The organism is Lysinibacillus sp. FJAT-14745, from assembly GCF_001275675.1.
Classification (GTDB): Bacteria; Bacillota; Bacilli; order Bacillales_A; family Planococcaceae; genus Lysinibacillus.
Window position 1 is genome coordinate 133,315 of the sequence record NZ_LITM01000002.1, and the last position, 20,658, is coordinate 153,972.

At 34.9% G+C, this 20,658-nt stretch carries 18 protein-coding genes; 4 read left to right on the forward strand and 14 right to left on the reverse strand.

The window, feature by feature from the left end:
* Positions 1-153: 153 nt before the first annotated feature.
* The 7 genes from AMS59_RS02110 to AMS59_RS02140 form a co-directional block, all read right to left on the reverse strand.
* On the reverse strand, positions 154-510 hold the full coding sequence (locus tag AMS59_RS02110; protein ID WP_053482114.1) for a hypothetical protein: 357 nt from the start codon (positions 508-510) through the stop codon (positions 154-156).
* Between the two features lie 561 nt (positions 511-1,071).
* Complete coding sequence (locus tag AMS59_RS02115) at positions 1,072-1,458, reverse strand: hypothetical protein (RefSeq protein ID WP_053482115.1); 387 nt, start codon at positions 1,456-1,458, stop codon at positions 1,072-1,074.
* A 978-nt stretch (positions 1,459-2,436) separates the two neighbouring features.
* Positions 2,437-3,555 carry an endospore germination permease gene (locus tag AMS59_RS02120; protein ID WP_053482116.1) on the reverse strand — a complete coding sequence of 373 codons (1,119 nt, stop codon included), beginning with the start codon at positions 3,553-3,555 and terminating at the stop codon, positions 2,437-2,439.
* 33 nt (positions 3,556-3,588) lie between these two features.
* Positions 3,589-3,825: a hypothetical protein gene (locus AMS59_RS02125; protein ID WP_053482117.1), complete on the reverse strand. Its 237-nt coding sequence runs from the start codon at positions 3,823-3,825 to the stop codon at positions 3,589-3,591.
* 2 nt (positions 3,826-3,827) lie between these two features.
* Positions 3,828-5,021 carry a Ger(x)C family spore germination protein gene (locus AMS59_RS02130; RefSeq protein ID WP_053482118.1) on the reverse strand — a complete coding sequence of 398 codons (1,194 nt, stop codon included), beginning with the start codon at positions 5,019-5,021 and terminating at the stop codon, positions 3,828-3,830.
* A 3-nt stretch (positions 5,022-5,024) separates the two neighbouring features.
* Positions 5,025-6,644 carry a spore germination protein gene (locus tag AMS59_RS02135; protein ID WP_053482119.1) on the reverse strand — a complete coding sequence of 540 codons (1,620 nt, stop codon included), beginning with the start codon at positions 6,642-6,644 and terminating at the stop codon, positions 5,025-5,027.
* Positions 6,645-7,302: 658 nt separating this feature from the next.
* Entirely contained in the window at positions 7,303-7,983 is a 681-nt protein-coding gene (locus tag AMS59_RS02140) for a GNAT family N-acetyltransferase (protein ID WP_053482120.1), read from the reverse strand.
* Positions 7,984-8,114: 131 nt separating this feature from the next.
* Between AMS59_RS02140 and AMS59_RS02145 the strand changes: the two genes are divergently transcribed.
* Both AMS59_RS02145 and AMS59_RS24740 read left to right on the forward strand, forming a co-directional pair.
* Positions 8,115-8,933 carry a helix-turn-helix domain-containing protein gene (locus AMS59_RS02145; protein ID WP_053482121.1) on the forward strand — a complete coding sequence of 273 codons (819 nt, stop codon included), beginning with the start codon at positions 8,115-8,117 and terminating at the stop codon, positions 8,931-8,933.
* A gap of 15 nt (positions 8,934-8,948) precedes the next feature.
* On the forward strand, positions 8,949-9,077 hold the full coding sequence (locus AMS59_RS24740) for a response regulator transcription factor (protein ID WP_156304531.1): 129 nt from the start codon (positions 8,949-8,951) through the stop codon (positions 9,075-9,077).
* 308 nt (positions 9,078-9,385) lie between these two features.
* Here AMS59_RS24740 and AMS59_RS02150 read toward each other — a convergent pair whose 3' ends face one another.
* The 6 genes from AMS59_RS02150 to AMS59_RS02180 form a co-directional block, all read right to left on the reverse strand.
* Positions 9,386-10,486, reverse strand: a complete 1,101-nt coding sequence (locus AMS59_RS02150; protein WP_053482122.1) for an ABC transporter ATP-binding protein — start codon at positions 10,484-10,486, stop codon at positions 9,386-9,388.
* A gap of 330 nt (positions 10,487-10,816) precedes the next feature.
* The gene (locus AMS59_RS02160) at positions 10,817-11,779 is read right to left on the reverse strand and encodes a sugar phosphate isomerase/epimerase (protein WP_053482124.1); all 963 of its coding nucleotides are present in this window, start codon (positions 11,777-11,779) and stop codon (positions 10,817-10,819) included.
* Between the two features lie 75 nt (positions 11,780-11,854).
* Positions 11,855-12,562, reverse strand: a complete 708-nt coding sequence (locus tag AMS59_RS02165) for an HAD family hydrolase (RefSeq protein WP_053482125.1) — start codon at positions 12,560-12,562, stop codon at positions 11,855-11,857.
* A 115-nt stretch (positions 12,563-12,677) separates the two neighbouring features.
* Positions 12,678-14,033: an extracellular solute-binding protein gene (locus tag AMS59_RS02170; protein ID WP_053482760.1), complete on the reverse strand. Its 1,356-nt coding sequence runs from the start codon at positions 14,031-14,033 to the stop codon at positions 12,678-12,680.
* 25 nt (positions 14,034-14,058) lie between these two features.
* Positions 14,059-14,886 carry a carbohydrate ABC transporter permease gene (locus tag AMS59_RS02175; RefSeq protein WP_053482126.1) on the reverse strand — a complete coding sequence of 276 codons (828 nt, stop codon included), beginning with the start codon at positions 14,884-14,886 and terminating at the stop codon, positions 14,059-14,061.
* A gap of 3 nt (positions 14,887-14,889) precedes the next feature.
* On the reverse strand, positions 14,890-15,756 hold the full coding sequence (locus tag AMS59_RS02180; protein ID WP_053482127.1) for a carbohydrate ABC transporter permease: 867 nt from the start codon (positions 15,754-15,756) through the stop codon (positions 14,890-14,892).
* A gap of 434 nt (positions 15,757-16,190) precedes the next feature.
* Between AMS59_RS02180 and AMS59_RS02185 the strand changes: the two genes are divergently transcribed.
* Both AMS59_RS02185 and AMS59_RS02190 read left to right on the forward strand, forming a co-directional pair.
* Positions 16,191-17,381, forward strand: a complete 1,191-nt coding sequence (locus tag AMS59_RS02185) for an MFS transporter (RefSeq protein ID WP_053482128.1) — start codon at positions 16,191-16,193, stop codon at positions 17,379-17,381.
* A gap of 653 nt (positions 17,382-18,034) precedes the next feature.
* Positions 18,035-18,814, forward strand: coding sequence for a YheC/YheD family protein (locus tag AMS59_RS02190; protein WP_053482129.1), 780 nt, complete (start codon positions 18,035-18,037; stop codon positions 18,812-18,814).
* A 521-nt stretch (positions 18,815-19,335) separates the two neighbouring features.
* Here the strand turns inward: AMS59_RS02190 and AMS59_RS02195 are convergent.
* Positions 19,336-20,124: a DeoR/GlpR family DNA-binding transcription regulator gene (locus AMS59_RS02195; protein WP_053482130.1), complete on the reverse strand. Its 789-nt coding sequence runs from the start codon at positions 20,122-20,124 to the stop codon at positions 19,336-19,338.
* Between the last annotated feature and the right edge of the window lie 534 nt (positions 20,125-20,658).

Consider the following 20,658-nt stretch of genomic DNA (forward strand, 5'->3'; position numbering starts at 1 on the left):
TGCGAAAATTGTTTGACGCTTTGTCATTTGGTTTGTTTGAATATACCTGGCAGTGTTAAAGTTTAATGTTGATTTTTTGATATAATATCGAGAAGTCATCAGTGAAGGTTTCCCGAACACTAAATACCTATTTTATTTATCTTTTCGGGACTTTTAATGATATAGGAATAACACCAAAATAAGAGTTCCTTTTTCACTTTCCCAAAGTTCAACAAAAAAGCAGTATCCATTAGGGAAATCACCTAAATACACTTCATCATCAAGGCTGATATTATTTTTATACTTTGTATTCCATTCAGACTTAACATCATTTATCGATAATTGCTCTAATTTGCTTAGTTGTTCTGTTTGATAATTACAGATAAATATCTTATCTACTAAGTCATTAAAAATCATTTGTCCCATTTCTTGTAACATAGGAGTATCAGAGTAAATTTCACTTGAAACTAATGCTTCATCGTTATAAATCTGATTTTTGACTTTGTCTATGAAATAGCCTTTTCCTTTCACAATGCTCAACCCTTTTAGCTTATTGTTGTTCTAAATAGATTACACGTACACTATCATAAGTTCTGTCATTTTAAGTAAGATCAAGGTCTTACTACAAATGAAACACTAATTATTTTTCTATGTTTGACAAATTGCCGATATACTTTTATTTAATTACTGAATGTTTTGCACAACCTCACTACACACCAAACATTCGTTCTCTAATTGATTATACTAAGATTTCTGGTAGGTTTCAAATATCAATTTACGTATCAATATTTATATTTACAGAGCCTAATTAAAATCTTCTTTTATCTTAAAGAAGTTTTTCATATAAAATGTAAATTGGTTTATGATTTCCGCCTCCAATAATCATTACTAACAAAAAGCATATAATCAACAAATTGGATAAAAATGGATCAATCTGAACAAACATACCTGAACAGAAGAAGAAAAACCAAAGTTCTTCTTCCACTAAACTTCAGCGTTAGCCTGCAAAAATCAACTCTACACCACAGAAGATCAGAAAATACTCTACCCCTTATTGAAGTAAAGCCTAGTTAGTTCAATTAGTAACATTAATTATTCAAAACTATTTTCATAAATATCCAAGAATTTCGCTATCATTACACCTTGTTGAACAACGGTTTCATCTTTAGTTTCAAGTTGCCAAGCATAGGTCATATAATCTTTATAATTTTTTTGGCTAATAGGCTTTAAATCATATTCTTTGGCAGTGGCAGCAAACCCTTTTTTATAATCAATTTGAGCTTGTTGTAATGCTCTCTTATGATTTTTAAAAACGGGCATTCCATCAGCATTAGCTCCTATTTCATAAGCTTCATCGTCACCAAAATCAGCACTTAATTGGCTTGTATCATAGTCATCAACTACTTTTGAAGAAGAGGAATTACAGGCTGTTAAAATTATAAGTAAAACTATACTAATAATGATCAATGTTTTTTTCATTTTTCTCCTCCTAAGAACATAGATCTTATATTTTATTATTCTTTTTATTGATTGAATGTCCTTCTAAATACAGCTAGGTAAGCCTTTGAAGTTATCGCTGGCTTTTCCCCCTGTTCACACCGTATGTGCGACTTTCATCGCATACGGCGTTCTAACTAATCCACGTTGTTAATAAAGCGATGATGTTCTCTCGAATCAGATTCCTAGTAAAACCTTAAATTCCAGGTCGCCAAACGAAAAATTATCAATGCGATTTTACAGGAACGTTCCTCCCAAATTTGGAGATGAGGAACGAGTTCATGCACTGCGCAATCGGATCGATAGTCTCTCGCACGCTTTAAATTCCTGTCTACCATTAGTTAGACAATGTATACTCGTATACAAATAAATAGTAGACCAAATTTAGATAACTGATTGGAATGGTGATTGGTTAGCGCCATTTTTTTGGTTTTTGAGTTAAAAAAGATCACCCTACAATTGCCAAAACAACGTTGCCCCACGGGATAATAAAACATATGCATTGCAGATGTGTTTGAGATAGTGGATAGGCTATACTTACTCGGACAAATTTGATAAGGGGTTAAGGGGCGATTACCAATCATTGCAACGAAGAAGAACTTGATATGGAGAGATGGGCATGATAGCCTCGTTTGGCGAAGCAAGCCCTATTTAGCTGGCTTTTTGGCGTAAAGAATTATGCTCATAGAGGCTCCTTGTCAAGCTACTTATACGCCCCTTATACTGGCCGAGTATAAGGGGCGAAATAAAAAACACAAGTAAAACAGGAAATAAATTCCTAATTTAAATTGTGCTTTGAAGAACCTGGAATTCGTCCTTTCAGAGTTTTCATTCCAAGTGAATACTGCATATTTTTCAAATCTATATTCTCTATGTATGATAGAGTTTCTATCTATATTTTTATGCACATTAAAGGTTTATCTATTAGAGGTTTATCTATAGATTTTTCAAAATAATTATCTATTCGTTTATTTCTTTTTCTTTCTTTTTCAATCCTTTTCGTATTGCATATACGACTATCAACAAAAGAGGTAAAAACAGTCCGATTGATAATGTTAAAGAATTACCCGTTGTATCGTCAAAATGTTTTTGATAAATAATATTCGGATAAATCACGAGAGAAAGGATAACGGCAATCATGCCTAACGGCAATGTTAAAGGGCGGTAATCTTTCATATTCAGGATTTGTGCCATCCCTAAAACGGAACTGTAAAAATAAAGGGTCGTCTTAAAATAGAGAGTGATAATCCAAAGTGATGCCATTAATCCCTCAATACGCTGTATAAAATTCCCGATATTTATCTTTTTGGTCAATTCATAGCTTGGATAAATCTCTCCTGCAGTTTTCTCAACACCTAATACTGTAACACATAAAAATGTAATAACGATGATGACGATGCCGCCTATTAAGTTTCCAATTAAAAAAGATTTTTTACCTTGTTTCATTTTGTTAATAAAGGAAGGGAAAATCATTAAGAGAACAACGGCATCAACTGAAGAAACTATAACATAAAACATGGATGATTGAACGATCTTTTTTGTCCCCATCTCATATACAGGCTGTATGTTTTCAAACTTTATTTCAGGTGAAATACACACTACTAAAATGAAAAAAAAGACGAAGAACACGACAATTAGGATTTCTGCAGTACGAGCGAAGGTTTCCAATCCAAGACGGACGCCCATCACCACAATCCCTGCCATAAGAATATTAAGGACTACCATTGGAGTATTCGGCAGCATATGGATGTTTAGAAATATCCCAAAATAATACAAAAGCTCTGAAGCAAAAAGAAGAGAAATAAATACAAAAAAAGCAGCAAAGGCTTTACCTATCCATTTTCCAAATAACTTTTCAATGATTTGGACATAGGTGAGGTGAGGGAACCAATTTGCTATAGTGATGAATAGCCATATGACTAATAAACCGATTCCCGTACCAATAATAGTGGAAATCCAGGCGTCTTGCTTTGCGTCGGTTGCTAATGCTGATGGTACAGTTAAGATGCTCGTACCAATCGTAAATAAAATAACTAAAACTAGAAATTGGTACGAATTTATTTTAACGTCTTGCTTCATCTCATATCATGCCTTCCCCTCTACACTGTGCTTTTATTTCAACAAAAGAGAAATTAAGTCATTAAGTGGTTTAAAAATAAAAGTGAGTAAATCAAATGGATTTGGAATAGATTTTTCAAATCCAAAAAGTGTAATACTTAGACCTACCCCAATTGCAAGAAGAATTAAAAATACAAGTAACTCTTTTTTATATTTTTTTTCTAAGAGAGGTGGAACTTCAATCCACAGAATAACTGCTGCAATCAGAAATATTCCCATAGTTTTTATCATGATTATTTAACCTCTATCTTTTTTAAGAAGGAATTACCTTCTGTACCCGTGTGCACAAGTTTTACGTCTACTTTAACATTCGCTGTCATCTCAGAGAATTCCTCATCCCACTGCTTTTTGATCTTTTTCCATTCTTTCGGATTAGATCGATGAATGGCTTCACCAAATCCAAATATGTCTGACTTATATTGTTTTTGTGCCGTTTCAATGGTCAGGTTAATGGTCTTTTCTAACTGTTTTTCAGTATTCTTCTCTAGCTCAGCAATTGTTTCTTGGTCATTTAGATTAATTTGACACTCTACTTCCTCAACATTTCCTTTTACTTTAATATCGATATCCACTTCAGGCTTACCTTTGTTTATTTTGCCTTTTATTTTAGCATCCGATTGAATAATCTCTAAAGTGGCTTTTCCCCCTTTAGGACAAGATATAGCAGATACAGAATTATGCACTTTGTTGAGGATGGCATTATACCCTCTGCTTTCGCGTTCAGTTAACCAGCCCACCAGTTTATCTTTTTTAAACACTGCTAAATCATCATATTTAATTTGCACAGAAGGAGTAATCGATTCCACATTCTGTTTATTTGATCCCTTTTCTAGTTCTCCTTTTACTAGAACCCCTGTTAATACAGATTCCTTTCCAGCACTTGTAAGACTAGCTATCAACTCATCTAATGTGAAGCCGTTTGTTGAAGTCGAGGTAGCTTCTGGCGTTTTAAGCGTGTTAAACATTTCATTGGCGGGTATATTTTCAATCGTTGTTCTGACATTCAGCAATTCCTCTGCGGTCTTATCCTTAGCAATAGCAACATAGAAATCAGATCGAAGTTCCCAATATCTTGACAATAACTCTATGGATTTGGCGATGCCTTCTTCAGCTAAATCCTCACCAAGCACAAGCATTCGAAGATGTCCAGTATACATTTCCCGGGGCGATTCCTTTGTAATTTTTTGTAAGGCTTCATATACCGTTTCTCCGTTCTCCTGATACAGGATGACTGGTGTACGCCCAGTACTTGTTTTCATGGATACTTCCGAAGGTACAACCACTTGAGCAGTTACTCTGTATTCATCTTCTACTTTATCGATTCCCATTGCCAACATAATGCCAAGCTCATTTAATTCCCTCTTGTCCCAACACCCCGTAAGAATGGGGCTAAGAATTATCAGGAAAATAAACATGCACTTTTTCATCGTTTAACCCCCTTCAGACTCCTTATTTTTTGGTGGTTCTGGTTTTGCAGAGGCTAAATCTTGTTGCCTATCGATATTTTGTTGATTGATTAGAAGAGGTCGAGTAAACATTTTCCATATAGGCAAGCGAATAAACGTATCCTTTTGATCGGAAAGATTAAATGGACCTAGTGAAGACATATAAGGCACACCAAAAGAACGCAAACTACATAAATGCAGAAGTAGTGCGATTAAACCAATCGTTATTCCTAATAAACCAAAAGAAGCAGCTATTGCCATAAACCCAAAGCGTAGTATCCTGCCAGAGATAGCTATGTTGTAAGCTGGCGAAACGAAACTAGAAATGGCGGTTATTGAAACCACGATTACCATCGCAGCAGAGATTATGCCTGCTTCAACCGCTGCTGTTCCAATTACAAATGCCCCTACAATAGAAATGGCTGAACCGATGCTTCGTGGCATTCTTAAACCTGCTTCACGCAAGATTTCAAAGGTGACTTCCATTATGATTGCTTCCACAAATGCCGGAAATGGAGCACCTTCTCGTTGGGCTGCCAGACTTATAAGGAATCCAGTAGGTAGCATTACATGATTAAAAGTTGTGACCGCAATAAATAATGCAGGTGCAAGCATTGATATCCCAAATGCAAAAAAACGAAGGATTCGAATAAGACTTGAAATACCCGCACTTTGATAGTAGTCTTCTGAAGATTGAAAAAATTGTATGAATAATGCTGGAACAATAAGGACAAATGGTGTTCCATCTACCAAAATGGCTATGCGTCCTTCCAATAATGCTGCAGCTACTGTATCCGGACGTTCTGTATTGTATATGGTTGGAAAAGGTGAATAAGGTGTATCCTGAATCAATTCCTCGATATTTCCACTTTCAAGAATTCCATCAATATCTATTTTATCCAAACGTAAACGGACTTCTTTCACTATTTTGTCATTCGCAATTCCTTTAATATACATCATGGCAACATTCGTTTTCGTGCGTTTTCCAATAACTTTTGATTCCATCCAGAGATTTGGGTCTTTCAGTCTTCTACGGACTAAGGCGGTATTGACACGCAAATTTTCGGAGAATCCTTCGCGGGGTCCTCTTACTACCACCTGGGCTGTTGCTTCCGTTACTCCCCGTTCAACCCAATGCTTATTGGAAATGATTAAACCTTGGGCATATCCATCGATTAAAATAATCGTATCCCCCGATAAGAGTCCAGTAAAAAGTGCTTCAAAATTTGTTAGTTCTTTAATTTCTCCTACTGTCATAGCAGAATCTTTTAATACGCTAATCAAATTTTCATCAGGAGACAGCTTTTTCTGTAATTCGGTCCCTTCGATATCTAGCATGAGCGTTTCTAAAATAAAATTTTGTAATGAGGTAGTATCGGTTAATCCATCTGTATAGATAATACCGGCTTTAATAGTTTCTTCTTTTCCAAATCGAATTTCTCGAATGATAATATCCGAGCTTTTCCCAAGGGAATCTTTTATTCTTTGTATATTTTCTTGAAGATTTGTTTTTAATACATTTGTTGAACCTGTCTTCAGCATTTGGCTAGTTGAAATAGAATTGGAATGTAATTTAGAATTACTTTTCTTTTTGAAAAAGCCCATAGACTACCTCACTTACTGTTTATTTTTTTTACGCACTTTCAGATAATTTTGTTTATTACTTTGCCAATTAGGAAAATATCGCTTGATCCGTTAACTTTTCTATTAAATCCTTTTTTTGCTCAATATAAACCTATTTTTCCCCAATCAACACGCCTACTATTTTTATGAATTATACTACTTTTAATGAATAGCAAAATGATTTCGACAAAACTTCTAATTAAGGGACAAAAAAAGTAAATGGGAAGATGCACTTCCCAAATCTAACTATTAATAAAAATGGATTAATATAGCTTTGGTCGACACTTGTACACCCAAGTGCAACACTTTGGTCTCAATGATTAGTGACAATAGTTTTCAATAATCATTCCCGGTCATTACAACAATTGAAAGAGTCGTATGGGAGCGTTCAACCTTGCACAAGAACGGATCTATCTACAATTTAATTCTTCTCTTACTACAAAAAAACAGAAACTAGACAAACTAATCGAACATGTAACTAATAACAGATTATATGGGCTCTTCACTAAAAGTTGTGGATGACATTTGTTAAGACGTGTGTCTATTCCCCAAGTAGTTAAAACAACCCCAAACAAGCGCACACCTGTCATACGGTGTACGCTTGTTTTATGCTTAATGTAGTTTCTATGGTACATGACAACTATTTAGCATTGGTCCCAAGCACATTGTCCAGCTCCTTATCGCTATTAGTTAAAAATCTGTAACCATATAAAAATACGTTAAGTTTTTCTCCCGTTGAATCAAATTGAATTTCTCTTTCATCTATACGATCGAAGTTTTGACTATCATAATATCCATAGTTACATCTAGTATCTGTATATAAATATAAAGATTTCACATCCATACTTTCCATATAATTAAACAAATGATTCATTAGAGCCTTTCCAACCCCAAGACCTCTAGATTCCCCCGAAACAATAAATAATTCTATACAACCTTGAAAATCATTTTCTATTCCGTTTATAAGTTCTTTATATGCCTCTTGAACCTTTCCAAACTCTTTCATGAATTTTTTATTTTCCTTATTAGCCATGAGTGCTTTAAGCATGGAAGAGGCAAGACTGAAAATATTATGAGCTTTCTTTAAACGGTTTTTGTCTTTTTTTGAATCACCCAAAATAATACCAATCACCTTATTGTCTTTTTCTGCTACTTTGCTAAATGAGCTTTCTAAAATACAACCTTGTAGATAGATGGTTAATACAGTATCTAAAAATTTCTTATCCTTAATTAATTCATTGAAACCAAATGCTTCACCAATCAAATCTTTAACGGATTCATAATCTTCTTTAACTAGACTTCTGTATATTACTTTTTCCATGTTTAAAAACTCCCTGTTTTATAAGTAAATTTATTTAGTATTTCTTGTGAATACCTTATTATGATCATAAGGTCTCCCCTAAGAGGAGAGTCAACAATTCTGTAAGGAAATATATAAAGGAAGTGATTTCGGTGCAACATTTATTTTCTATTGGTGAAGTTTCGAAAATGAAAGATATTACAATAAAAGCATTAAGATATTATCACAAAATGGGGATTCTCATTCCAAAAAATATTGATGAAACAACCGGTTATAGATATTATTCTATAGATCAATTTATTCATATAGATATTATTAAAAGCTGCAGAGAGTTGAACACAAGTATCGTCGAACTTCAAGATATTTTTAAGAACTGTGATACTAATGAATTACTAGCATTTTTACAATTAAAAAAATATGAAGCAGAAGAAAAAATAAAGAAAATGCAGGAAGTCATCAAAACCATTGATAACTTAAATATGAAGGTAGAGACTTCTAAGGAAATATTAATTAATGACGAGATCTCTATTCAGTTCTTTGAACAACGTTCTGTAGTTGTAGCACCTTGTAATGAAGTAGGAAGTTTACAGGAATTACTATACTATTCAGACTTAGAGAAAAGCATTCAAGATAAAGGCGGAAAAATGTCACTTGAAAGAGGGATCCTCTACAACGTTAATGCAGAGTCTTATGTAGTACCAATGTATGTTTTTAGTAAACTTCAAGGAAATGCCACTTTAAAAGCTGCACATAATACGAAAATATTACCAAAAGGAAAGTATTTAACGATAGCTTATAGTAAAGAAAACGAAGAGGAGCGTAGAAATAAAATAATTAAATATGTAAAAGACAATAATTTAAAGGTAAAAAGCTTCATTGAAGTGGAGTTATATAACGATTTCTTTAATACAGAATCTTATAGTTGTCAAATTCAAATATGTATAGAAAAAAATGAAACATTTGATTGTTAGGATAATTTACTGGAGATGGCAGCATCTATTGGTATTAGTGAGTTTACTGTCCAAGATTATGTTCGTTCTGCCATTCGCAAACTTGATGCATTCAATCGTGTCCAAGGAGTTGCCGAAGCATTACGTAGAGGCCTCATTCAATAACATCATTTTGCACAAAAGTTATGATGTACTGAGAACTTTCTCTTTTTATGTTGTTGAAAACTATTATGCCAATAAAATTATTAAATAAAGTATGGCTCTTCGGCAAAACGAGGGGTTGATTTCCGTTCCGACTGAGCGCTTTCTTGGGGGCGTCCAATGAGCCGCTCAGTCTCCACTCCAATCAACTTACTTCACAAAGATTTCCTTGACCATTTTATTTTTCAACATAACAAAAAGAGATTTAGAAATAAGCCTAAATCTCTTTTTTTATATCCTTCTATAGAAATCTATCTTCAATATTGGAGGCTCTATAAAATTATTCTTTTTTCAGTTTGTGCATCAAAATAATGAGCTTTCTCCATATTCACCATAAGGTCTATCTTTGATTGGCTATGCACATCTGTTGAGGAGTCAACACGTGCAACGAAGGATTGACCATCATTTTTCGAATAGAGATAAGTTTCTGATCCCATTAATTCTGATACTTCAATATTGACCGTTACTTTCGTTTGATAGGATACGTCTAAAGGGGTTTGACCATTATAGAAGTTTTCTGGTCGTATACCTAAGATGATTTCTTTATTCATATAGCCGTTATTTCTAAAGTACTCTAGCTTCTCTTCTGGTACCTGAAGCTGCCAATCGCCAACTATAAATGCACTTTCTGTTAATGTTCCTTTAAAGAAATTCATTCCCGGAGAGCCAATAAAACCTCCTACAAATACGTTTGCAGGCCTATCATAAACTTCTTTAGGTGTACCCACTTGTTGGATGATGCCGTCCTTTAACACAACAATACGTGAAGCCATCGTCATCGCTTCGATTTGGTCATGGGTAACATATATAGTTGTTGTTTGCAACTGATGGTGCAATTTCGAAATTTCGGCACGCATTTGAACACGGAGCTTGGCATCTAAGTTTGACAACGGTTCATCCATTAAAAAAACTTTTGCATTCCGAACAATCGCACGTCCTAATGCCACACGCTGACGTTGTCCACCGGAAAGTGCTTTAGGTTTTCGCTCTAAATATTGCTCAAGCCCAAGGATTTCCGCTGCATGTTTTACACGTTCCTCAATCTCCTTTTTGCTATACTTTCTAAGTTTTAAACCGAATGCCATATTATCGAATACCGTCATATGTGGATAAAGAGCGTAATTTTGGAAGACCATTGCGATATCTCGATCTTTAGGTGCAACATCATTCATCCGCTTTCCATCGATATAAAAGTCTCCATCTGTAATCTCTTCAAGCCCTGCAATCATACGTAATGTCGTCGATTTTCCACACCCTGAAGGCCCTACAAAAACGATAAATTCTCCATCATTCACTTCTAAGTTAAAATCTTTTACGATTGTTGTATCATTATCATATTTTTTATAAATATGCTCGAATAATAGTTGAGCCATCATTGCCTCCTAATATTGTAATTTTCAAGTTAAAATTAGCTCATTACCATAATGTTGGGTTGATTTCCGTTCCAGCTGGGCGCTTTGTTGTTGCTGTCGCTACGCTTTCGCACAGTGCAAAGCTTCCTGGGGGCGTCCGATGAGCCGCTTGGGCCTACACGATGTGGGTCACGAAGGCGTTATCACAGGAAGTGATGGTTTTAGCCTTCGTTCCTTTATTACTTATCCCAAAGGAGTCGCCCAGCCGTAACGAAGATCTACTTATAGACATTGCATTTGTTTTAACAAATATGATTCCAAATTTTTTGGTGATGTGCCTAAAAATTAACGTTATCTACAATACTTATCTCTAAACTCTAATGCATGTTTAATCGATTGTTCAGCACCTTGAATTTGTTTTTCAATCAGCTCTTCTAAATGTTCTTCAGGAGGGTAGTAATAATTTTCTGGCTCGATCACATTTCGATCAAATGGAGGATTCTCCACTTTAAACGCACCTTCTCCTACTTCAAAAACACCTCCTGTACCTTTTTCCCTTTTAAATCGAGCTACATACGGATAGCACATTTCGATATTAATTCTTGTTAATGGAGAATGCTCCACCATAATTTTAAAGATTTCGTCTAAATCGATATTTCCTTGTCCTGCCGGAACGCCGCACACTTTATAACCATCTTTTGCTTCGATGATAATATGATCTTTAAAGTGAGTTGTATACGTATACGGAGCAAGCTTTCTTGCTGCTTCCACTGGGTCTTCCCATGCCATCATTGAATTTCCAAAATCACAATGAGCTCCTACCCAATAGCTGTTTACTTCATTTACAATCTGTATAATTTCGTCAGCTATTTCTTCCTCATGGTTTTCAACAGCTAATTTAATGCGATATTTTTTTAAAAGTGGCACAACCTTTTTTATATTGCTTGGGGCTTGATCTAGTAATTCTTTCTCATATATCCCTGGACAGCAATACGTCCGAATCACATCCGCTCCAATTTTATGTGCTACTTCAATAACCTTTGATAAATGCTCTGGTTCTGTTCCTCTTGCGTCCATCTCTGCGTACAATCCATATTTTTCAATTTCCTTACGCACCTTCTCTAAATGATCAGGTTCAGCGCCGCCAAGAGCACCCCACTTAGGATGTAAATATTTATCGCCGGGATAAGCAATGACATTAATCATTACCCCATCCAAACCGTGTTCCGCTGTTGTTCTAATAAAATCAAAAATATCCATTCGACCATTTTGAAAAAGTAAATGATAGGTTTCCGTTTCTAATCCTAATTTCATCCGTTTCACCTTCTGCGTAATCAATTTAATCATTGCTTGTAGCTAGCTAGCTCTCTCTCAATAAATAACAATGTATTATAAAATTTTCTGAATGTCTTTAACACTATCGATAATATAGTCTGCTTTTCCTTCTAGATCTTCCTTACTGCATGCACCAGAAAGAACCCCCGCTACTTCAATATGGCTGTTTCGTGCAAATCGAATATCAGTTAACGTGTCACCTACCATTAAAACTTCTTCATCATTCAGTAGGAATTTATCTTTGAAAATATGATAACAATCACTATTAGGTTTAGGTTTATTGATTCCATCCTCTGCACTTAAAAAATCTATATACTCATATAGATTAGTCATTTTAAGCGAATGAACAGCTGCATCAACATCGTCTGCAGTCACAATACCGATAATATAATCATGATCTTTTAAATACTTTAATGTTTCTTGTGCACCTTCTACTTCTGTGAATACGAGGTCATCTGATGTAGAATGCTTTTTGAATGATGCACAAACATCGTGTATAAATTCCCCTTTTTTAATATTTTTTTCTCTCAATATTGAAAACCATGCAGCAGCAATAAAAGAATTTGTTTGACTAGCTAGTAAACTCGTACTCTCAAAATTATTATTGTCCATTCCAATAATCTGCATATATTCATCTCGTCTATTCTTTTCATTCGGAAACTTTTGAAATATATCATTAAGTACACAATCAACGATTTTGTACCAAACAGTATCGAGCTGTATTAATGTTCCATCCTTATCGAAAATGATTCCTTTCTTCATCTTCTTCGCCTCCTAAAAGCCTATTATTCTCTTTCTATTAGACCATTTCACGAAATAAAGAAGGTACTTCTTTTATTCAAAAGAGAAGTACCTCCATTTCTCTTCGAATAGTTTATTATTTCTTTTTAACTTTATCTAATTCTTCCTGAGCAATTTTCGCTGCTTCATCTAATGCTTCCTTTGCAGAGATTCCTTCGATTTCTACTTTATCTTTCGCTATATCTAATGCATCATAGATTTTTCCACCAGTTGGATCGATAAATGGCGAAACACCATATTTATTCGCTTGCTCTAACGGAACTAACGCCTGCGGTTGTTTTTTCACGAAATCAGCATAAGGCTTATAATCAGTAACATTGTTTTGAACAGGGATATAACCTGTTTCCATTGACCATTCAGCTGTTTTCTCAGTACTTGTCGCAAATTTCATAAACTCATATGCACCTTGTGCTACTTCTGGATCGGTATTTCTAGTTACTGTTAAAAAATAAGCTTCTAATTTAGGTGCTGGCTTATGGTCACCCCAGCCTGGTTGTGGAACTGCTCCAAATGTAGCTAGTCTTTCGGCTTCATTCATTCCCTCACCTAGCGATTTATAGACAAATCCTTGGTCACCAGATGAACCTGTATATCCTAACGTTCTACCTTCAACAAAATCAATAATTGTGTTATCCCAATATTCCCATCCAGTACCACCTGTATGAATGTTCATGATTTTATCTTCATGAAGCCACTTACGGTATTGATCCCATACTTTTACCCATGTTTCATCATTAATTAAAACTTTTGTTCCGTCTTCACTTAATACGTTTCCTCCTGCACTTCGAACCGAATCAATTAAGTTTGTCGTACCCCAAATTGGCATCCACCCTGCGTATTTAACGTTTCCATTTTCATCACGTTTTGATACTTTTTTGGCTACCTTTTCTACTCCTTCCCATGTCTTTAAGTCATCTGTAGTAAAACCATTTTCCTCTAATCCTTTTTTATTATAATAAAGAATCTGTGTTGTACCATATAGAGGAATTCCATATAATTTCCCACCAACTGTTGCTTGACTAACAAACCCATTACCATAATCGTCTATTTTTAATTCTTTATCATTGTTTATAAATGTATCGATTGGTACAACTAGCTCTTTGTTAATATAGTTTTGAATAACGTCTGAACCTAGTAAAGCAATAGCTTCTTGATTGTTTGCCGCAAATCCACTTTGAAGCTTTTGATAAGACTCATCGTAGCTACCTGCTTTTGTCGTTTTTACAACGTACTTGTCCTGACTTTGATTGAAATCCATCACAATTTTATCTAAACGATCAGCAAGTGATCCCCCAACTCCGTTAATGAATGGGACAACGATTTTATCCCCTTCTTTAGTTACCTTAACTGTATTTCCTTCTCCTCCAGAACAACCTGCAAGTACACCAACAAATAATGCTACAACCATAAAGAGCGCTATTAATTTCTTCATCATGAACTGCCTCCTTTAAAATTAGTTAACCCTTTATTCCAGAATCAGAAACACCTGAGAGGAACCATTTTTGTAATACTAAAAATACAAGTAAGAGTGGGACTGTTGCGATTGTACTTGCAACCATAATGTGTGACCAATCCCTGCCTAATGAGCTATTGATGAAGAAATCAGCAATCCCGTTAGTGATCAATTTTTTATCGTTATCTTTTAATACTAGCGCTGGCCAAATATAATTATTATAGTTTTCAATAAATGTCACTAAACCTAGTGTCACAAATGAAGATCGTGTCATCGGGAAGACAATCTTCCAAAGAATCTTCCAATCACTTGCTCCATCAATCTTGGCTGCTTCTACGATTTCATGACCCACTTTAAGGAACGCTTGTCTTAAATAAAAAATCCCAAATACACTAACCGATAAAGAAATAATGTATCCAAAATGAGTATTTAACATTCCCATTTTTGCTAACATCACATACACAGGAACATACGATACAGCGCCTGGAATCATATATGTTGCCATGACTACGCCAAACGTTAATTCTTTCCCTTTAAATTTATAAAATGCCGACATATAGGCAAAGAGCGCTGACGAAATAAGAACATAGATTGTAATAATCAACGAAGTATAGAAACTGTTAAATATATACGTGTGAAAAGGAATGACTCCTAATACTTCTTGATAATTTTCCCAATGAAATTCTTTTGGCCAAAAACCACCTTGTAGTACTTCACTGGATGTTTTAAACGAACTAAGGATCATCCAAATAAAAGGAAAGACAAACAACATGCTCGATAAAGCTAAAAAGAGATGCTTTAAAATAATCGGTGTCTTTTTATGATTACTCATGTCTTAATAATTCACCCACTTGTCACCTATTATCTTGTTTATAAACGATAGTAGGATTGTAATAATTAATATGATAAATGCGATGGCTGTCGCGTATCCCATATCAAATTGTTCAAACGCTTGTTGGAAGAATAAATAGAGTAATGTTCTTGTCGAACCACTCGGTCCACCTTGTGTTAAGATTTTAATTTGATCATATGCTTGCAGCGATACAATCGTATTCACAACAATTAAGAAAAAAGTTGTTGGTGAAACCATCGGAAGTGTTACATGTCGAAACTTCTGCCATGCATTAGCTCCATCAATACTTGCCGCTTCATATAAGCTATCAGGTACCTTCTCGAGCGCTCCAATATAGAAAATCATTGTCCATCCAACTAGTTTCCAAACCGTTACAATAATGACTGCTAGCATTGCGGTTTCACTACTCTTAAGCCAATCCAATCCAGGTATCCCTACCAAGCCTAGCACCGTATTGATAACACCTAATTTCGGTTCATAAAGAAGTGACCATACAATCGATACAGCTACTGTTGGTGTTACCCATGGCGAAAAAATCATCAATTTGTAAATGGCAGAGCCTCTGAAATTTTTTCTAAAGAACAAAGCAAAACCTAATCCTAATACAATCGTTGGAATAACTGTCCCAATTCCAAAATATAGAGTGTTCAGCAATGCCTGCTTAAACGATGACTGGGTAAACAAATTGAAATAGTTATCTAAACCAACAAAATGAAAATCGTTTGTCATGAAATCCCAGTCTGTAAAACTAATACCTAAACTAAACAAATTCGGAATAATCCAAAAGAGTGTAAGAGGTATTCCAACCGGTAATAAAAAGAACACAGCCTTTGAAAATTTTATTTGCATTCATGTCACCTCCTGATACACATTGTAATGCCCAATTATTAATTAGATGTTGTATTTTCATTAATAAGTTGTAAAAATAAACATATAAACAAAACAAAACAACATATAAACCAAAATATTATCATAAAAAAACTATTTCTCGTTGTCATTGAGAAATAGTTTGATTAAAGTTTGACAAATGTGTTGATTAATCATTTTTATACATTCGAAGAGGCTGTTTTCCGTTACGGGCTACTCGCTTTCCCGCGGGCGAGCGTCGAGTCACTTCCTCGGCTGCGATCCGTGCAAACTCTGCAGCCTTGTCGATTCTGGTAATCCATTAACCTCTATTTGATGAAGAAAGGTTTTTTCTCACAAAAAAATTTATGGTATGATGTTCAGGTTGTGTATCTACTATGTGACACATTTACATTCATCTAAGAAAAGAGGTATTTATGCACCCCACAAAATTATCCAAGCGACATTGGTTGCTTATCTTAACACTTTCTTTATTAACATTTGTTCTTGGGACAAGCGAATTTGTTATTGTCGGAATTTTAACAGATATTTCTTCAAGCCTACATATGACAAATGCAAAAGCAGGCACACTCGTTTCTGCGTTTGCCATTACGTTTGCCATCGCCACACCACTAGTGATGTCAGCAACAAGTCATTTTCCAAAGCGTCAATGGATGTTGTTTTTGATAGGAGCTTTCATCATCCTGAATGCTTTGTGCGTCATTTCGACGAGCTACATCATGCTCCTTGCCCTTCGAATTATGACAGCGATTGTAACAGGGGTATTAATCTCCTTAGCTATGATTGTTGCAAGTGAAACCATGCCGATTAATAAACGCGGACTTGCTATTTCATTCGTTTTTGGTGGTTTCACACTTGCAAATGTCATTGGAGTGCCAATTGGTATTGTAATCGCCGAATGGTATGGCTGGAATGCCACTTTCATGTTAACCACTTTCCTTGGAGTATTGTCGTTTTTGGCCTCCTTTTTTGTCTTACCAAATAATCTCAGCCAAGTACGCAGTTCGATACGGGATCAGTTTTCTTTAATGACCAAGCCACGAATTTTGATGGCTTTTTTCATTCCTGCTCTCGGATTTGGCGCAACTTATGCCGTCTTTACTTACCTTGTTCCTATTTTAAAGGGAATGGGAGCACCAAATAATTCAATTAGTTTCATCTTATTTGGTTACGGATTTATCTCGATTTTCAGCAACATCCTTGCAGGTAAAATTGCCAACCACAATGCAATCGGTCGCCTTCGGATTGTTTTTCTCGTGCAAGCAGTTGTTCTGACAAGTTTATTTTGGACTACAAATCATTTTATTTTAGGACTGATAAACATTGGCCTAATGTCGTTAATGGCCATCCTCTTAACTACATCTACTCAGCTATATTTAATAGACCTCGCCGGAATTTATCAGCCAAATGCTACAGGACTCGCTGCTTCACTTATGCCAGTGGCAAGCAACGTAGGCATCGCTTTTGGTTCTGCATTAGGAGGAATTGTATACCATCAAGGGAATTTATTGAATGTAACATGGGTCGGTGGAATAGTTGCAGTCTGTGCAAGTCTATTAACTTTCTTTTGTCATCTTTTAGACCAAAAACAAAAGAAATCAGCATAAAAATATAATGAGCAATTATTTATTCATGAGTGAACTTTATGCTACAACGATTATCGCAGGGCTGGATCTACTTATTTTACTCAGTATACTTACACACTTCCTTATGAAAAAACGAGCACATAAACCAAGAGAATTATCAAACTGCTGAGGGTATTGTGAAATTGCATTTTTTGAGGAAAGTGTTAGTCGTTTTGGTTTACATTCAAGCTACTATAATATTTACATTGACGGTAGCAATATTTCGGCAGTTGGCGATGAATTTTCTTACTTAAAACAGTGGCCTGTAAAGATACTACTTAAATGCAACAAATACTTTAGTAAAAATACAAATCAGACAGGCACATTCGCATGAAGAGAATGTGCCTGTTTTAAAAAACCGCGCTTATTTGTGATAAGGTTCATTCCCCCCCCAAAGATGAATGTTGCTATAACAACTTTTTAATAGTTCTTGAACTAACCTCATTTACTTATGATACGGTTCTCCGCAACGCATCCATATGAGGTTTTACACAAAATATTGCCAGGAAGTACTGATATAATTATCTTTGTGCATACACGTCGCTTACACCATTTTTACAATTCATTATACATGCCGTCACAATACATGTCTCTTCCCCGTATAATGTTACTAAATGAAAAATGAGGTGATTTTGTTGTTTATCGGAATGGGAAAATTGTACCAATTCAATTTATTTTCCAATAATTCGCTAACCTCCGGTGTTATTCCTAATACAAAAGTTTACAATGCTGAAAACCTTTTGGAGTTTTTAAACCTATATGAATCTGTATTTTTAAAACATGACAGAGGCGGACGAGGAAAGGGAATTTACAAAGTTTATAAGGACGAAGATGGGAAGTATTGTTTTAACGGTTTTACACCAAAAGGCGAGGAATTAAAAATTTCTGTTGCTGCAATTGAAGATTTTAAGCCTGAAAGTTATCCATATATGGGGTTTGGCGGACGTCTAGATTACTCCTATGTTGTTCAGGAGGGAATTGACAGCATTACCTTACATGGGAATCCACTTGCAATTCGTGTCCATATTCAAAAATTAAAAGGAGAATGGTTAGTTAGCGGAATGTACGGGACAATTGCCACAGCGGAAACATATGAAAATGGTATTATCAATGCACATCGAGGATCCAAGGTGATGACCGTTTCCGAGTTATTATCAGAACATCTTGGAATGGGCAAACAAGACAAGAGTAGAATGATTCAATCCATCGAAGAAATCTCCATCACTGCGGCAAAATTAGTTTCCCGCGAATTTCCCCATTTAGAATATGGTATTGATTTTGGGATTAATGCGGATGCAAAGCCCATTTTATTTGAAGTAAACACCTATCCTGGTACAGGGAGTTTCGCGAAAATTGAGAATGGGAGGATCCTAAAAAAAATACGGGCTATAAGGGAAATGCAAAAAGAAGAGTAAGTTTGAATGTAATAAGCCCCAATTTATGTCTCCACTATTAATACTGAGAAATTAGGATTTTTAATGCTTCCAACCACTCCCGATGGCTATCCCGATTGATCACTCATGGAGAATTAAATGAAAACACTCCTATATAGTAATACAATTTAAAAAGTGGCAAAGCCACTTTTTTATTAAAACCTCATTTACTTATAGTACGGTTCATCGAAACTAATGTTAAATTATATTACTTGTTTCCCCTCGTACGTATCTCTATTGGTAAAGAATAAAACAAACATCTTCTTCACAATTTCCAAAACGGTTTTAACTTAAATGTCTAATAAAAAAAAGTTTGATCAATTAGGTGAGCCTTATTGAAAACTAACCTGCTCGGAATTTTAATAGATGAACGATTCCACTTTGTCAACCTTGTTCCCTTCTAATTGGTATGTGACACCGAATATTTCGCCCTTCCGTTGTAATTTATTACAATATCGATATCGTGATGTAATTTCGGTTCTTGGGAATTGGATTTTTTTCTTCTATACGGTTATTATTTCTACACCTTTTGCTGCTAAAGCACTTTGCCATTCTGTTTCGAGTTTAGCATTCGTAAATAATAGATCGATATCATCAAAACTCCCACTTTTATAAAACTTCATTAAGTTGAATTTAGATTCATCTGCCATCATGACAACTTGTCTTGCATTTTTCTTTAAACGGTTAAATATTTGAGCGTCTTCAATATACGTACATGTTAATTCCTTTTCTAATGAGATTCCATCACAAGAAGCAAACAATTTATTAACCGTAAAATGATCCAGGAAGTTTAACGTCATATCACCAGACAATGCTAATGAATTTGTATTTAACATTCCACCAGCTACTATAAGTTTGCAATCAAATGACTCATACTGTTCCTTTAGCTCAATAATTTTATTAGCTGCAGGTATAGAGTTTGTTAAAATGGTTATGTTTCTTTTGTCATATATATAGTCCAATATTTGCAGCGTAGTTGTGCCAACTTCAATGGCAATAATATCATTATCCTCTACCAATTTACTTGCTGCCATTGCTATTCTTCGTTTTTCATCAATGTTTTCATTGCGACGTTTATTAAAAAATAATTCCACGGTATGATCGTTTTTCTTTAAAGCCCCACCATGTATTTTCGTTAACTTGCCTTCTTTATGCAACAAGTCTAAATCTCTTCGGATGGTTTCTGTCGTTACATTTAACACTTTTGCTAAATCATTGACCATCACACGATTGTATTGATCTAACTCATCTAATATGTATTTTCTTCGTTCAAATTGTGTATAAGATTTCATATTAAACACCTCTTTGTATTCCACAAATATACTTTAACCTTAAGATTCTTTACCGAAATATGTACTGTTATACCAACCTACTTTTTCAATCAAGAACAGACTTCAGTATTGATCCTTAGTCATATTGTAATTAAGTTACCAAGCAAATGGAAGTTTTCCTATTAACACTTAACCTTTTAAACATTCCATTTACATTTCAAATACTATTTATTCTTTAAGTGAAGTCTGAGAAAAGTTGACACCGTTTTTTCGAACTAAATTAAACTGAATCTTGATAACTCTACATCAAAATAGTTAGCATTTTGTAATGAAGGTCGCTTTTGTTACCTCATTAGCTTGCTCCCCTACTCTAATTATAATAATCATATCAACTCCACCTTTTCAAATGTAAAGCTGACTAAATAAAAGAGCCGCATAAAAATACAACTCTCTCAATCTCTGCCCGTTTCACTTTCGTTACATAAAACATTTGTAACTGCCGTTTCACTTTCGTTACATAAAACATTTGCTGAAAGAAGTAAAAAAGCACATTGT